This is a genomic window from Enterococcus sp. LJL51 (assembly GCF_054871795.1).
In genome coordinates this window covers 1-15,862 of record NZ_JBTXLW010000004.1, presented here as the reverse complement: position 1 = coordinate 15,862, position 15,862 = coordinate 1, and the positions used below count along the sequence as shown (strand labels likewise).

At 41.7% G+C, this 15,862-nt stretch carries 12 protein-coding genes; all 12 read left to right on the top strand.

All coding sequences use genetic code 11. From position 1 onward, the window contains the following. Window positions 1-44: 44 nt before the first annotated feature. The 12 genes from pth (at window position 45) to lysS (ending at window position 15,251) form a co-directional block, all read left to right on the top strand. On the top strand, window positions 45-611 hold the full coding sequence (pth, locus tag ACYSNQ_RS05405; protein WP_426081825.1) for an aminoacyl-tRNA hydrolase: 567 nt from the start codon (window positions 45-47) through the stop codon (window positions 609-611). A gap of 20 nt (window positions 612-631) precedes the next feature. Continuing rightward, entirely contained in the window at window positions 632-4,168 is a 3,537-nt protein-coding gene (mfd, locus tag ACYSNQ_RS05400; protein ID WP_426081824.1) for a transcription-repair coupling factor, read from the top strand. 16 nt (window positions 4,169-4,184) lie between these two features. Then, entirely contained in the window at window positions 4,185-5,774 is a 1,590-nt protein-coding gene (locus ACYSNQ_RS05395; protein WP_426081823.1) for a putative polysaccharide biosynthesis protein, read from the top strand. Window position 5,775: 1 nt separating this feature from the next. After that, window positions 5,776-6,051, top strand: coding sequence for an RNA-binding S4 domain-containing protein (locus ACYSNQ_RS05390; RefSeq protein ID WP_426081822.1), 276 nt, complete (start codon window positions 5,776-5,778; stop codon window positions 6,049-6,051). 56 nt (window positions 6,052-6,107) lie between these two features. Continuing rightward, entirely contained in the window at window positions 6,108-6,572 is a 465-nt protein-coding gene (locus tag ACYSNQ_RS05385; RefSeq protein ID WP_426081821.1) for an FtsB family cell division protein, read from the top strand. 58 nt (window positions 6,573-6,630) lie between these two features. Then, on the top strand, window positions 6,631-7,110 hold the full coding sequence (locus ACYSNQ_RS05380) for a S1 domain-containing RNA-binding protein (protein ID WP_426081820.1): 480 nt from the start codon (window positions 6,631-6,633) through the stop codon (window positions 7,108-7,110). 192 nt (window positions 7,111-7,302) lie between these two features. After that, on the top strand, window positions 7,303-8,691 hold the full coding sequence (gene tilS, locus ACYSNQ_RS05375) for a tRNA lysidine(34) synthetase TilS (protein ID WP_426081819.1): 1,389 nt from the start codon (window positions 7,303-7,305) through the stop codon (window positions 8,689-8,691). 17 nt (window positions 8,692-8,708) lie between these two features. Then, complete coding sequence (gene hpt / locus ACYSNQ_RS05370) at window positions 8,709-9,254, top strand: hypoxanthine phosphoribosyltransferase (protein WP_426081817.1); 546 nt, start codon at window positions 8,709-8,711, stop codon at window positions 9,252-9,254. A 99-nt stretch (window positions 9,255-9,353) separates the two neighbouring features. Beyond that, complete coding sequence (ftsH, locus tag ACYSNQ_RS05365; RefSeq protein WP_426081816.1) at window positions 9,354-11,489, top strand: ATP-dependent zinc metalloprotease FtsH; 2,136 nt, start codon at window positions 9,354-9,356, stop codon at window positions 11,487-11,489. Between the two features lie 268 nt (window positions 11,490-11,757). After that, the gene (gene hslO / locus ACYSNQ_RS05360) at window positions 11,758-12,663 is read left to right on the top strand and encodes an Hsp33 family molecular chaperone HslO (protein ID WP_426081815.1); all 906 of its coding nucleotides are present in this window, start codon (window positions 11,758-11,760) and stop codon (window positions 12,661-12,663) included. 2 nt (window positions 12,664-12,665) lie between these two features. Continuing rightward, window positions 12,666-13,661 (top strand): tRNA dihydrouridine synthase DusB, encoded by a 996-nt coding sequence (dusB, locus tag ACYSNQ_RS05355; RefSeq protein WP_426081814.1) that lies wholly within the window; start codon window positions 12,666-12,668, stop codon window positions 13,659-13,661. A 96-nt stretch (window positions 13,662-13,757) separates the two neighbouring features. Next, a complete protein-coding gene (lysS, locus tag ACYSNQ_RS05350) occupies window positions 13,758-15,251 on the top strand; it encodes a lysine--tRNA ligase (protein ID WP_426081813.1) in 1,494 nt (497 codons plus the stop codon). The last annotated feature ends 611 nt before the right edge of the window (window positions 15,252-15,862 follow it).

Here is a 15,862-nt window from a genome sequence, read left to right as displayed (position 1 = left end):
TTTGGCATGCAGCTTCACTTATAGCGATAAAGGAGATAGAGAGAATGAAAATGATTGTAGGATTGGGCAATCCAGGCAGTAAATATCAGGAAACCAAGCATAATGTAGGTTTTATTACGGTAGATGAAATTGCCAGCCGCTACAACGCGGTCTTTAAAAAAAATCAATTTGAAGCAGATATTGCAGAATTTTTTATAGGAACAGAGAAGATCATGCTGGTTAAGCCATTGACGTTTATGAATGAATCCGGACGTTCAGTAGGACCTTTGATGACCTATTTTGGTATTGAAAATCAGGAATTAATTGTAATTTATGATGACCTTGATTTAGAAATAGGCAAGATTCGTTTGCGGGAAAAAGGCGGTCCAGGTGGACATAACGGGATGAAAAGTCTGATTGCTCATTTAGGTACGAATGAATTTTCCCGAATCAAAATCGGAATCGGGCGTCCTCAGGGAAATGAAACGGTGGTTCAGCATGTACTGAGTAAATTCCCCAAAGCTGTTCATGAAGATATTTTGATTGCTGTCAAAAAAGCGGCAGATGCAGCAATTTATGCTAGCGAAGGACATACCTTTGTCGACACAATGAACCAATTTAATGGAAAGTAAACAATGAGGTGGTCAACGAGATGAATATTATCAAGCGAATAAGCGGAAGCAGTCTTGTGAAGGAATGGTTTGAAAAGCTGGATGGCAATCAGCGGCAGCTGATTACCGGATTGGCTGGTTCAGCTAAAACGCTGCTGATGGTCAGTGGATATCAAGAGAAGAAAAAGAAAATGCTCGTTGCTGTTCCCAATTTATATTATGCGAATCAATTAGTAGAAGATTTAAGAAATTTCCTTGTAGATGAAGAGGTCCATTTATTCCCAGTTGATGAAGTGCTGTCTGCAGAGATGGCTTTTTCATCACCGGAAGCAAGAGCAGATCGAATCGAAAGCTTGAATTTTTTATCCTCTGATGAAATAGGAATAGTGGTAGTGCCGGTTGCTGGTCTAAGAAAATATTTACCCTCCAAGAAGACATGGAGAGAAGCTCAGCTTCATTGGGAGATAGGAACAGAAATAGAACTGGAAAAGCTGGCTCAGGAATTAGTGCTAATGGGCTACGAACGTCAGTCTCTAGTTGGAAAGCCAGGAGAATTTAGTATTCGGGGCAGTATTGTCGATGTATATCCGCTAAATACTCAGTATCCTGTCAGGGCTGAGCTTTTTGATGTAGAGATTGATTCTTTAAGATATTTTGAAGCAGATACGCAGCGCTCGGTAGAGACAATAGAATCAGTGGTTTTATCTCCTGTTACCGATACTATCTTTTCAGCAGAAGATTTGGAAGCTGGAATTGTCCGGCTGCAGGAAGCATTGGAAAAACGCTTATCTGTGACCAAAGAGCAAACGGACAAGACATTTATAGAAGAGTATTTTGGTCAAATAATTTCATCCTGGGAAGCTGGAATACCGACTGAGCAGGCGCGTTACTACGTAGATATGCTCTATCAGGAGCCAGTTACAATCCTTGACTACCTGCCGGAAGACAGCTTGCTGGTAGTTGATGACTATGCTCGGATTCTGGAAACAGAAAGAGAGATTAGTCGTGAAGAAGCAGAGTGGCACACACTGAAACTGGAAGAAAATCGGGTATTTGCAGAACAAACTTTTGGAATCAACGCCCATGATCAGCTGCGTAAGCAGCGGTTTGCAGCGACCTTTTTTTCGTTATTCCAAAAAGGAATGGGGAATCTCCGGTTTCAGGCGATTCACAACTTTCAATATCGGTCCATGCAACAGTTTTTCGGGCAAATGCCCTTGCTAAAAGCGGAGATGGACCGCTGGCAAAAGCAGGAGCAGACAGTGTTAGTATTTGTACCAACAAAGGAGCGGGCTCAGAAAGTAGAAAGTCTGTTTCGGGATTTTGATATTTCCAGTACTGCAGTTGGCGGAGATCAGCTGCTGGATGGACGTATTCAGCTGGTCTTGGGAGAGCTGCAGTCCGGCTTTGAACTGCCTTCGGAAAAGCTGGTAGTTATCACGGAAAAGGAAATCTTCCATACGGTTACTAAAAAGCGGGCTCGCCGTCAGACAATTTCTAATGCAGAACGCTTAAAGAGCTACAGTGATTTGAAAAAAGGCGACTACGTTGTTCATGTGAATCACGGAATCGGGAAATATATCGGTATGGAGACGTTGGAAGTCGATGGTGTTCATCAGGACTACATCACAATTTTATACCAAAATGATGACAAGCTGTTTATTCCTGTTACACAGCTGAATCTAATCCAGAAGTTTGTGGCAGCAGAATCTAAAACGCCGAAAATCAACAAGCTTGGCGGTAGTGAATGGACGAAAACGAAACGTAAGGTATCTGCTAAAATTGAAGATATTGCAGACGATTTAATTCAGCTGTATGCAGTGAGAGAATCAGAAAAAGGATTTGCTTTTCCACCGGATGACGGCTATCAAAAGGAATTTGAAGATGCTTTTCCATACTCTGAAACAGAAGATCAGCTGCGCAGTACTGCAGAAATCAAGCATGACATGGAAAAAAGTCGGCCGATGGACCGTCTGCTAGTAGGGGATGTGGGCTTTGGAAAAACCGAGGTAGCACTGCGGGCAGCGTTTAAAGCAATAGCAGCAGGAAAACAGGTTGCATTTCTAGTTCCGACAACTATTCTGGCACAGCAGCATTATGAGACAATTCAAGATCGTTTTGAAGGCTTTCCTGTAGAAGTGGGCCTGCTCAGCCGTTTTCGAACGAAAAAGCAGCAGAATGAAACGATAGAACAGGCGAGAAAAGGACAGGTAGATATTTTAGTAGGAACCCATCGGATTTTGTCCAAGGATGTTGCTTTTAGTGATTTAGGACTACTGATTATTGACGAAGAGCAGCGGTTTGGTGTTAAGCATAAGGAACGGCTGAAGCAGCTTCGTGCTCAGGTGGACGTATTGACATTGACGGCCACGCCTATTCCCCGAACACTCCATATGTCTATGCTGGGTGTCCGGGATTTATCTGTTATCGAAACACCGCCGGAAAACCGCTACCCGATTCAAACCTATGTAATGGAAAGCAATCCAGGTGCTATTCGAGAGGGGATAGAGCGGGAGCTGGCACGCGGCGGACAGGTATTTTATCTCTATAACAGGGTAGACACTATTGAAAAGAAGGTGGAGGAGCTGCAGGCATTAGTGCCGCAGGCCAGAATCGCGTATGCTCATGGGCAAATGACAGAAATTCAACTGGAGAACACCTTGTTTGATTTTATCGAGAGACAATATGATATTTTAGTTACTACGACGATTATAGAGACAGGTGTAGACATTCCTAATGCAAACACTCTTTTTGTAGAAAACGCGGATTATATGGGACTTTCTACCTTATACCAGCTGCGCGGACGGGTCGGACGAAGCAATCGGGTAGCCTATGCTTACTTCATGTACGAGCCTCAAAAGATTCTAAACGAAGTCAGTGAGAAGCGGTTGGAAGCAATTAAGGACTTTACTGAGCTGGGCTCAGGGTTTAAAATCGCTATGCGGGATTTATCAATTCGAGGAGCCGGGAATTTGCTTGGAGCACAACAGCATGGATTTATCGATTCAGTTGGGTTTGACATGTATTCACAAATGCTGGAAGAAGCCGTGGCCAGAAAGCAAGGAAAGAAAGTAGTGGATCAGAGAACATCTGTAGAAATTGATTTAGGAATTGATGCGTATCTTCCAAATGAGTATATCTCGGATGAACGTCAGAAAATTGAAATCTATAAACGGATTCGACAACTGGAAAATATGGAAATGTACGAAGAGCTGGAAGGGGATTTACTAGATCGCTTTGGCGAGTATCCAGATGAAGTAGCCTACCTGCTAACGACAGGACTAATTAAAATGGACGGCGACCGGGCACTGCTGGAAACGATTCGCAAACATCAGCAGGATATCACCTTTACCCTTAGTAAAGCGGGGACAAAAGCATATACAGTGGAACAAATTTTTGAAGCTCTGTCAGCAACCTCTCTGAAGGCGGATTTAGCTGTTGACAATGAAAAGATGAGTATTCGTTTGAAGCTTTACAAAGGAATGAAATCAGCGGCGTGGCTGCAGGAAGTATCAGCATTTGTTGCAGCGCTGCGTCAGGAAAAATATAAAAAGAGAAATATGCTGGAAGAGGATTGAGCAGGGAGGGAAACGAATGGCTCATAAAGAGATTCGTACGATGCTTCAAGGAGCGCTTATGCTTACAGTTGCGTCTTTTATTGCTAAGCTGCTAAGTGCGGTTTACCGAGTACCTTTCCAAAATCTAGTTGGAGATGAAGGCTTTTACGTCTATCAGCAGGTCTATCCAATCTATGGAATAGCGATGACGTTAGCTTTAACTGGACTGCCGCAGTTTATTTCCAAAGTGGTTGCAGAGCAGGAGGACGTTAGTGAAAAACGCTCTGTACTTCAGCGGCTGTTCCCGTATGTCCTGGTCCTTAGCCTCTTGGCATTTGCCTTCTTTTTCTTCGGCAGTGATTGGCTGGCGGGACTAATGGGTGACAAGCAGCTGGGTTCACTTATCCGAGTGGTGTCGGTAACCTTTGTGTTGGTTCCAGTGCTTTCTTTTTATCGGGGAAACTTTCAGGGGCATCTGCTTATGACGCCCAGTGCTGTTTCTCAGGTGCTGGAACAGCTGATTCGCGTCGGTGTCATTTTAGCTGCAGCGGCCTGCTACAAAATGCTGGCATGGGATATTTATAAAACAGGAACAGCCGCAATGGGTGGTGCAATTTTAGGTGGTGCTGCAGCGGCAGCTATTCTATGGTATTACGACCGGAAAATTCAGCCGGGCAGCTCAGACTATTTCTATCGCTGGCGGCTTGATTCAAAAGGAAAAAAACTACTTGAGCGTCTATTTATTGAAGGTGGTCTAGTTTCCATTTATAGTGCGCTGTTAATCATTTTTCAACTGGCAGATTCCTTTTTTGTAAAGAATGCATTAGTGCTGTCTGGGCTGTCTAATCATGCGGCCAAGGTTGATAAAGGCGTTTATGATCGTGGGCAGCCTCTCGTACAACTTGGTCTTGTCGTGGCACTGGCTTTAAGCTCAACTTTTTTACCAGCGCTAACTAAATATTTTGTTGCTAAAAAGGAGCAGCAGTTTGTCGAGGCAGCGAAGATGTTTTTGCGTCTGACGACAACGGTTGCTGCGGCTGCAGCCATAGGGCTGGTATTACTGCTGCCGTATATCAATTTTGCCCTATTTAAAGACTATCAAGGAAATGGTGTATTAGGCATTTACATTTTTTCATTAGTTTTTATGGCGGTTATTCAAGCATATCAAAGCATTATGCAAAGTCGGAATAGCTTCAAATCCTCGTTTCTGGCGGCTGGATTGGGAATTTTGATTAAATTTCTGACGACTGCCAGTCTGACAGAAAGGCTGGGAACGGCGGGAGCTAGTCTTTCTACAATTCTTTCTTTAGCTGGAACATTGTTCTGTTTGTTTCTTTTAGCTGACAACAGCTTGAATCAATTTTGGACAGAACGAAACTTTTTGAAGAAATTATTGGCAAGCTTAGGTATAATGAGTATAGTTCTGATTAGTTATCAAGGACTGCTTAATTTGTTCTTTGGTGTAGCAGATCATCGGGGACAAGCGTTACTATATGCGCTAATTGGCGTTGGGCTGGGCGCGGCAGTATTTGTGTTTGCTGTCATTCAGCTGCGGCTGTTCACCGTTCGTGAATGGCTGATGCTGCCATTTGGCAAGAAAATTTTAAGAACGAAGAAGAGGGAGTAATATGCGTTTAGATAAATTTCTGAAAGTATCACGTATCATTAAAAGAAGGTCAGTTGCAAAAGAAGTTGCAGATAAAGGCCGAATCCAAATTAATGGGATTTTGGCAAAATCCTCCAGTAGTGTTAAGATAGGCGATCAGGTGAAAATTCGTTTTGGCAACAAAATTCTTGAGGTTGCAGTCAAAGAACTCCATGATTCAACGAAAAAAGAAGATGCTGATAAAATGTACACAATCGTTTCTGAAACAAGAGTTGATAATTCCAGCGATTTAGATTAGACAACCTTTGAAGATGTTGGTATAATAAAGCGGACATACGAAAGTGAGCGGAAAACATGAAGAAAAAGGATAAAAACGTCAATAAAATTGCTGCGCTGGACAATGATTATACCAAAGAACAGTTTGCTGAATTCCAAAAACAGCAGAAACAGCTGATTTTTAAACGTCGCCGACTTGCGGTTATTTTTCTATTAGCCGTCGTAGTGTTCTCGATTTCCGGTTTTGAGCTGCTTAAGGATTATCATGAGTTGAATGCTTTTAAAGAGCAAAAATCTGAAGTTGCAGCAGAGTCAGCAGAAATGGATAAAAAGCTGGGACGCCTGGATCAGGATGTTGCCTTACTGAAGGATCCAAATTATGTTGCTAAGCTAGCCAGAAACCGTTATCTTCTATCTAAAGAAGGTGAACAAATCTACCCTGGTCTGGAATTTAATTCAGCACTCAGCGGAGATAAAGACAAAGAGACAACGCAGTCTACTGCAGAAAGCAGTCAATCACAGCCTCAATCATCTGAAGAATAATCAGATGACGGCTGAATATATAATTATATAGGGTGAAAATAGGAGGAACACATTTTTTATGTCAATCGAAGTAGGAGCAAAGCTGCCGGGAAAAGTGTCAGGAATTACTAATTTTGGGGCCTTTATCGATTTAGGTGAAGGGAAGACTGGTTTAGTCCATATCAGTGAGGTATCAAACGGATTCGTTAAAGATATCAATGATATATTAACTGTTGGAGATGAAGTGACAGTAAAGGTTACTTCTGTAGGAGACGATGGCAAGATTGGCTTGTCTATTCGTAAAGCGCAGGAAAACGCTGAAGCACCTAAGAGTAATTTTCAACGTCGCAATCATCAGGAAAATCAGGACAGAGGGCATCATTCTGCACCTAAAAAACAATTTAACAAGCCGATGAATAATAATAATTTCAATAACAACAGCAAACAGGATTTTGACACGCTGATGAGCTCCTTTTTAAAGGATAGTGATGATCGTTTGTCTTCCTTGCGTAGAAACACTGAAGGAAAACGAGGCGGACGAGGCGGACGCCGCAATTAATCTGACAATGAGCAAAAAAAATTTGTGAAACAGCTGTTTTGAAGAAAAAACAGCAATCATTCGAAAAAAAGCAGTGTTTATATCCACTTGCCTGATTTCGATTATGTTGTTTGAGACAGAAGAGTCTGGAATTTTTCCCGGCTCTTTTGTTTTATGTTGGAAAATAGAGAACCAATTACAGGAGGAGGAAGGATGATGCTGGATGGATTTTATCAGGAAGGTCTGAAACAAGGCTTCTGGCATTCGGGCGAACGGATTCTGTTGGCTGTTTCAGGAGGCGTTGACTCAATGGTATTGCTGCATCTGATGCTGGCAGCAGCTGAAAAAAGCGGCTGTGTAATCGGTGTAGCTCATGTCAATCATCAGCTTCGACCAGAATCCTTTGACGAGGAAGAATGGCTGAGCCGGTTTTGCGAAGAAAAAAAGATTCCTTTCTATAGTAAAAGGTGGGGTATCAAAACGCCTGTTCAGGGAATGGAAGCTGAGGCGAGAGCATTCAGATATAATTTTTTTGAAGAGGTTATGAGAAGTGACAAGTATTCTATGCTAATGACGGCTCATCATGGAGATGATTTGGCCGAGACGATTATTATGAAATTAACACGGGGAAGCAGCTTACTGAATATGTCTGGTATTAAATCCAGCCGGTCTTTTGGTAAAGGGCGTTTAGTTCGACCTTTATTGATTTTTTCTAAAGATGAGCTGAAACTGATCGCAAAAGAACGGAGAATTGTGTATTTTGAAGATAGTACAAATTTTTCTGACTGGTATTTTAGAAATAGGATTCGCCATCAGGTAATACCCAAGTTAAAAGAAGAAAATGCCGGATTTCTTAAGCATACGGCTGATTTCAGCTGTCAGGTGCAGTATGCAGCTGAACTGATTGAGGAAGTTGTAAAAGGAGTTTACGCTCAGGGTGTCCAAGAAATTCAAGATGGCTGGCGGTTCGACCTGAAGATGCTCGAAAACAAAAGCCGCGCTTTTAAGTATTTCTTTTTTCAAAATCTGCTGCAGCAAACGTTAATTCCAGAAAAAGTTGAGATAAAGCATGAGCAGCTGGAGAGGTTAGTTGATTTAGTTTCAGGGCAGGCGCCGCAAAAACAACTGTCGTTTGAAAATGACTGGCTGTTTATTAAAGAGTATAGTCAAGGCTATCTACGGAAAAGAACACAGGTGAAAGCTGCAGAAGAGGTTTATTTTCTTGAAAAAGGACAAGGCATCTTCCTTTCTGAAACTGAATGGCTGGGATTTGAGACACCGGATGAGCTGTTGGAGTTTCCGAAAAAGGTCAAAGAATGGCAGACGAAGGAGCTGGCTGTCTCAAGTCAGCTAACGGGCCCGCTGACCATCCGCCGGAGAAAAAATGGCGACCGGATTGCATTGACCGAGAAGCTGACAAAACGTGTAAACCGTTTGTTTATCGATCGTAAGGTTCCCGATAGTCTCAGAGAAAAAGCATGGCTGATTTTTAACAATCATCAGGAGCTGATTTGGGTGCCTGGTTTTGCAAATTCCTATTTGAGTATTCCACAAGAAACTGATAAAATACACTACAGGCTCCTTTACATAACAAAGGAGTAAATTGAGAGGAGAGCATCATGCTAGAGAAGGATATTAAGAATATTTTGATTACAAAAGAACAAATCACTGAAAAAACAGCTGAGCTTGGGAAAAAGCTGACAGAGGACTACAAAGAAAAAACACCTTTAGTTGTAGGTATTCTGAAAGGCGCAGTACCATTCCTTGCTGATGTCGTTCGTGAAATGGATATTAATCTAGAAATGGATTTCATGGATGTTTCCAGCTATGGAAATGCAACTGTTTCATCCGGCGAAGTGAAAATTGTTAAGGATTTGGATACAAACGTTGAAGGTCGCCACATTTTAATCGTGGAAGATATCATTGACAGCGGACGTACGTTAGCGTATCTAGTTGATTTATTCAAATATAGAAAAGCGGCTTCTGTAAAAATTGTTACGTTCTTGGATAAACCTGAAGGACGCGTTGTTGATATCGACGCAGATTATGTCGGTTTTAACATTCCTAATGAGTTTGTTGTCGGTTACGGACTTGATTATGCTGAGGCATATCGGAACCTGCCATACGTTGGTGTTCTTAAACCGGAAATTTATGAATCAAATTAATATCTCTCTTTGAAACGGGTATGTTACAATATAAAGGTCAGAATTGATAAAACTAAGACATGTTAATAATTGTTAACAAATGATGCTAGGAGGACAGGCATGAATAAAAAAGGTGGCGGCATGAAAAACGGCCTATATTATGTATTAGTCATTTTAGCGATGATCATGGTTGGAAGCTTTATTTTTGGAAACAACGGCTCTCAATCCCCTGATATCGAATACTCCACTTTTAATCAGCAGTTAAACGACGGAGACATTAAAACAATGACAATTCAGCCGACAAATGGTGTGTTTAAAGTAGTCGGAGAATACAAAAAAGAACAGAAAGTTGAAAACGAAGGCGGTTTATCTTTGTGGGGCTCTTCTGGTGTGACAACCAAGAGATTCTCAACCATCGTATTGCCGACAGATACAACTTTAACGGAGATTCAAAATGCTGCGCAGCAAAAAGAAGTAAAACTGACTGTTAAGGAACAGTCAACAAGCGGAACATGGATTTCTCTAATCTTTAGCTTCCTGCCAATCATTTTATTGTTCTTTATGTTCTATATGATGATGGGACAACAAGGCGGCGGTGGAGGTGGCGGCGGCCGAGTAATGAACTTCGGTAAGTCAAAAGCCAAAGAAGCGGATAAAACAGCCAGCCGTGTACGCTTTACTGATGTAGCCGGTGCAGAAGAAGAAAAACAAGAGCTTGTAGAAGTTGTTGAATTTCTTAAAGATCCGCGCCGATTTGTTGAACTAGGTGCACGTATTCCGGCAGGCGTTCTGCTGGAAGGACCTCCCGGAACTGGTAAAACCTTGCTTGCTAAGGCTGTAGCTGGGGAAGCAGGTGTACCGTTCTACTCTATCTCTGGTTCTGAATTTGTAGAGATGTTTGTAGGGGTCGGTGCCAGCCGTGTACGTGATTTATTTGAAACTGCGAAGAAAAATGCACCTGCAATTATCTTCATTGATGAAATTGATGCTGTTGGTCGTCAGCGTGGAGCTGGTATGGGCGGCGGACACGATGAACGTGAACAAACGCTGAACCAGTTGCTAGTAGAAATGGATGGTTTTGACGGCAATGAAGGAGTTATCGTCATTGCAGCAACGAACCGTTCAGATGTACTGGATTCAGCACTGCTTCGTCCAGGTCGTTTTGACCGCCAGATTTTAGTTGGCCGTCCGGATGTTAAAGGACGTGAAGCTATTTTACGGGTACATGCTCGTAATAAGCCTTTGGCAGATGATGTAGATTTGAAAGTCGTTGCACAACAAACACCAGGCTTTGCCGGTGCAGATTTAGAAAACGTATTGAATGAAGCAGCCCTAGTTGCTGCACGTAGAAACAAGAAGAAGATTGATGCTTCCGATATCGATGAAGCAGAAGATCGTGTAATCGCCGGACCTGCTAAAAAGGACCGTGTTATCAGCAAGAGAGAACGGGAAATGGTGGCTTACCACGAAGCTGGACATACAATCGTTGGTTTAGTCCTAAGCCGTGCCCGTGTTGTGCATAAGGTAACGATTATCCCTCGCGGTCGTGCAGGCGGATACATGATTGCTCTTCCAAAAGAAGATCAATTCCTAATGACAAAAGAAGATATGTTTGAGCAGTTAGTTGGTTTGCTTGGCGGACGTACAGCAGAAGAAATCGTCTTTAATGTTCAGTCAACAGGCGCATCTAATGACTTTGAGCAAGCAACAGGCTTAGCTCGCAGCATGGTTACTGAATATGGAATGAGCGACAAGCTTGGCCCAGTTCAATACGAAGGGAACCATCAGGTCTTTGTTGGTCGTGATTACGGTCAGACAAAAGCTTACTCTGAACAAGTTGCCTTTGAAATTGATCAGGAAGTACGCAAGATCTTGTTTGAAGCCCACGAAAAAGCGCGCGAAATCATCGAGACGCATCGTGACAAACATAAACTAATTGCTGAAATGCTGCTTGAGTATGAAACTCTGGATGCTAAGGCAATTAAATCATTGTTTGAAACAGGGGAAATGCCTGCTGGAACACCTTCTGAGTTTCCAAGCGAAAAAGCTCAAACTTTTGAAGAAGCAAAACGTGCATTGGAAGAAAAAGATGCACAAAAACAAGCAGAAGAGAAGCTGGCAGTGAATGAAGATAAACAAGAACTGGATGCTGAATCGAAAGAAGTGAAAACTGCAGCCGATGAAGCAGAAAAGAAAGTTCAGCTTGATAAAAAAGATGAAAATCAATCTTCTGATGATACGGATGATAATCAGTAAACGATTAAATGAGATTATGCTGGAATGAAGGAAGACGGCTGCGGAGGTGCTCCTCTGCGGCTGTCTTTTTGTTGGCAAAGAGATTAGAAAAACTATTTTGACCTCGCTGCACAATCGAGTACTCGTGAAAAAACGTTTAAGCCTTCGTTTGTGCTCCAAACTAGCATTCAATAATTACAATGTTAGAATTCTTTAGTTGAAAAAAAGAATAAATCCTAGTATTATCTGTTAATGAATGAAAACGCACAAGAGATGAGGAAGTAAAACAATGGAAGATTATTTAGTTAAAGCCCTGTGTTATAAAGGTTCAATTAGAGCCTATGCACTTTGTGCAACAAACACAATTGCAGAGGCGCAGAAAAGACATGATTCATGGAGTGCTTCAACGGCAGCGCTTGGTAGAACAATGGTTGGTGCGCTTTTATTGGGTGCAACACTCAAAGGTGAAGATAAATTGACTGTTAAGGTTCAGGGAAATGGACCAGCAGGATCTATTATTGTAGATAGTAATGGCAGCGGCGATGTTAAGGGGTATATCAAGAATCCTCATATTAGTCTGCCTCTAAATAACAATGGCAAAATTGATGTGCGTGGAGCTGTCGGGACTGAAGGGATTTTTACTGTCATTAAGGATTTAGGCTTAAAGGAGACTTTTTCTGGACAAACACCGATTGTATCTGGAGAAATTGGTGAGGATTTTACATACTTTATGGCTGTGTCAGAGCAAATACCCTCAGCTATTGGATTAAGTGTGCTAGTAGATACCGATGAACAGGTGAAAGCAGCCGGCGGTTTTATGATTCAGGTAATGCCTGGAGCTGATGAGAAAACTATTGACCTTATTGAACAGCGTTTAACGGAGGTTCCGATGATTTCCCGCCTTCTTGAAGAAGGAGAAGCACCAGAGCAGATTCTTGAACGCTTACTAGGAGAAGGCGAGGTTGATATTCTCGAAAAAATGCCGGTCCAATTCAAATGTGATTGTTCAAAAGAGAAGTTTGGAACAGCAATTATTGCAGTAGGGCTTGAAGAAATCAATGCAATGATTGAAGAAGATCATGGAGCAGAAGCAGTTTGTCAATTTTGTGGAAATAAGTACCATTATAGTGAAGAGGATTTAATTGAGCTTAAAGAAGAAGCAATTAGGAATACACAGAACAATCAGGGGGAATAGCGATGTGGAAAATCGGAAATGTAGAAATTCCTAACCGAGTGGTCGTTGCACCAATGGCTGGTATCAGTAATGCTGCCTTTAGGGTTACTGTGAAGGAATTTGGTGCAGGACTAGTCGTTTGTGAGATGATTAGTGATAAAGGAATTCATTTTAGAAATAAAAAAACATTGGAAATGCTGTATATAGATGAAAGAGAGCATCCGTTAAGCCTACAAATATTCGGCGGAGATAAAGAGACGCTGGTGGAAGCGGCTCAGTTTGTCCAAGAGAATACGGAAGCTGACATTATTGATATTAATATGGGCTGTCCCGTGAATAAAGTGATTAAAGCCGAAGCAGGTGCCCGCTGGCTGCTGGATCCGGATAAGGTTTATGAAATGGTTCATGCCGTTTCTTCAGCTGTTGATTTACCGGTAACTGTTAAGATGAGAACCGGCTGGGATGAGCAGCATCTTTTTGCTGTAGATAATGCATTGGCAGCTGAAAAAGGCGGTGCTTCGGCTATTGCGATGCACGGCAGAACCCGTGTTCAGATGTACGAAGGAAAAGCAGATTGGGATGTTCTTAAGGAAGTTAAAAGTCAGTTGACGATTCCTTTTATGGGGAATGGGGATGTCCGTACGCCGGAAGATGCAAAAAAAATGCTTGAATACGTTGGTGCAGATGGGGTAATGATAGGCAGAGCTGCTTTAGGCAATCCGTGGATGATTCATCGGACGCAGCATTATTTGGAAACTGGTGAGCTGATTCCAGAACCAACGCCGTTTGATAAAGTAGAAACCGCCAAGGTTCATTTGCAAAGACTAGTTGATTTGAAAGGCGAGTTTGTAGCGGCCAGAGAATTTAGGCAGCATGCCTCCTATTACCTAAAAGGGATTCCGAGAGCAGCTAAAGTGAAAGTAGCCATTAATCAGGCGGATACACAAAAAGAAATCGTAGATCTGATGGATGCATTTATTGGAAAAATCGATAAAGAAAAAACTGAAGAAGTTGTCTAACCGATTAATTCAAGCCGAATATAAAATTCGGCTTGCTTTTTTTGGAATTGCTGTGGCATTATAAGTATATGTTTATTTAAGAATGGAGGAAACAAAGTGGCTGAAGAACAATCTCAAGTCGCAGATTTGAATGATCAAATGCTTGTGCGGCGCGAAAAAATGGAAAAACTACGTGAAGAAGGAATCGATCCATTCGGTAAACGTTTTGACCGTACCCATAATTCTGCTGAACTTCATGAAGCATTTGATGCCCAAACGAAAGAAGAACTAAACGAAAAAGAACTGTCAGCAAGCGTTGCTGGCCGTATGATGACAAAGCGTGGAAAGGGTAAGGCCGGGTTTGCCCATCTGCAGGATCGTGAAGGTCAGATTCAAATCTATGTAAGAAAAGACCAAGTAGGTGATGAGGCCTATGAACTATTCAAACATGCTGATTTAGGGGATTTCTTCGGCGTGACAGGTCAAATTATGAAAACAGATACTGGCGAGGTAACTGTTAAGGCGAAGACAATTGTCCTGTTGACTAAATCCTTACGTCCGCTTCCAGATAAATACCATGGTTTAACGAATATCGAACAAAGATACCGCCAACGCTATTTGGATCTGATTAGCAATAAAGAGAGCTTTGACCGCTTTATGCAGCGCAGTCAAATTATCAGTGAAATCCGCCGTTATTTAGACGGTCAGGGATTTGTAGAAGTTGAAACACCTGTCCTGCATAATGAAGCAGGCGGAGCAGCTGCCCGTCCGTTTATTACACATCATAATGCTCTAGATATAGATTTATACTTACGTATTGCTTTGGAGCTTCACTTAAAACGGCTGATTGTTGGGGGAATGGAAAAGGTCTATGAAATTGGACGTGTATTCCGTAATGAAGGAATCGATACAACTCATAATCCTGAATTTACAATGCTGGAAGCTTATACTGCTTATGCTGATTTTAAAGACATCATGAATTTAACTGAAGGTATTATTCGGAATGCCGCAGAAAAGGTTTTGAAGACTACAACAATTACCTATGATGGAAAAGAAGTAGACTTAGGCTCCGAGTTCCGTCGTGTTCACATGGTAGATGCTATCAAGGCGCAAACAGGTGTAGATTTCTGGCAGGAAATGACCGTGGAAGAGGCTCGTGCTTTTGCTAAAGAACACAAAGTAGAAATTAACGATAATATGACTGTCGGTCATATCTTAAATGAGTTCTTTGAAACATTTGTAGAAGAAACACTGCTGCAGCCTACATTTATTTACGGTCATCCAGTAGAAGTATCACCTCTTGCAAAGAAAAATCCTGAGGATGCTCGCTTTACTGACCGTTTCGAGCTGTTTATTGTTGGTAAAGAATTTGCCAACGCGTTTACAGAACTAAATGATCCGATTGATCAAAGAGAACGCTTTGAAGATCAGGAAAAAGAGCGTGAACAAGGGAATGACGAAGCTCATGGTGTGGATGAAGACTTCATTGAGGCTTTGGAGTATGGCCTGCCGCCAACCGGTGGACTGGGAATCGGTATTGACCGCTTGGTAATGCTGTTGACAGATGCTCAGTCAATTAGAGATGTACTTCTATTCCCGACGATGCGTTAAAAAATCAAAAATCTGCTAATTTCAGAAGTGATTAGCTGCAATGGAACTTAGGAATTGTGACGGTCAAAGTAGACTTTGTCACAGTTCCTTATTTTTATAACGAAACTGGGACAAGCCAAAATAGTAAAATATATAGATTGGTTATCTTAAATTAAAAAGAGCTGTTAAAGACTTTAGTAGGTGAAAAGCATTTTCCTTAGAATGTCGATTATAAATAGAAACAAAACTGAAAAATGAGATGAAAATGCGAACGATAAAGAAAGAAATATAACGAACAATCGGTAATGAAAAAAGTTGAAAAAAATGCAATATTTTGATTGACCTAAGCGTTGAAACTTGATATATTATTACATGTCGCAAGACGAGACAATGACTTTCAGACAGCTGGATAGAATAACATCCAGAGAGAAGAAAAAACTTGTTGAATCAGCAAAAAAGTTGTTGACAAATAACAAAGAAGCTGATAAACTGAAACAGTTGTTATGAAACACAACAACGGATTGCCGAGTTCCATCAACTTAAAACTTTTTCAAAAAAAGAGTTGACATCTTATCGGAGATTTGATAAGATATAAAAGTTGCTGCGAGGCAATGATGTAGACCTTTGAAAAC

What these genes read in the sequence shown, in the direction of transcription:
- pth (WP_426081825.1), top strand. Translation starts at nt 45, where the DNA reads ATGAAAATGATTGTAGGATTGGGCAATCCAGGCAGTAAATATCAGGAA.
- mfd (WP_426081824.1), top strand. Translation starts at nt 632, where the DNA reads ATGAATATTATCAAGCGAATAAGCGGAAGCAGTCTTGTGAAGGAATGG.
- ACYSNQ_RS05395 (WP_426081823.1), top strand. Translation starts at nt 4,185, where the DNA reads ATGGCTCATAAAGAGATTCGTACGATGCTTCAAGGAGCGCTTATGCTT.
- ACYSNQ_RS05390 (WP_426081822.1), top strand. Translation starts at nt 5,776, where the DNA reads ATGCGTTTAGATAAATTTCTGAAAGTATCACGTATCATTAAAAGAAGG.
- ACYSNQ_RS05385 (WP_426081821.1), top strand. Translation starts at nt 6,108, where the DNA reads ATGAAGAAAAAGGATAAAAACGTCAATAAAATTGCTGCGCTGGACAAT.
- ACYSNQ_RS05380 (WP_426081820.1), top strand. Translation starts at nt 6,631, where the DNA reads ATGTCAATCGAAGTAGGAGCAAAGCTGCCGGGAAAAGTGTCAGGAATT.
- tilS (WP_426081819.1), top strand. Translation starts at nt 7,303, where the DNA reads ATGATGCTGGATGGATTTTATCAGGAAGGTCTGAAACAAGGCTTCTGG.
- hpt (WP_426081817.1), top strand. Translation starts at nt 8,709, where the DNA reads ATGCTAGAGAAGGATATTAAGAATATTTTGATTACAAAAGAACAAATC.
- ftsH (WP_426081816.1), top strand. Translation starts at nt 9,354, where the DNA reads ATGAATAAAAAAGGTGGCGGCATGAAAAACGGCCTATATTATGTATTA.
- hslO (WP_426081815.1), top strand. Translation starts at nt 11,758, where the DNA reads ATGGAAGATTATTTAGTTAAAGCCCTGTGTTATAAAGGTTCAATTAGA.
- dusB (WP_426081814.1), top strand. Translation starts at nt 12,666, where the DNA reads ATGTGGAAAATCGGAAATGTAGAAATTCCTAACCGAGTGGTCGTTGCA.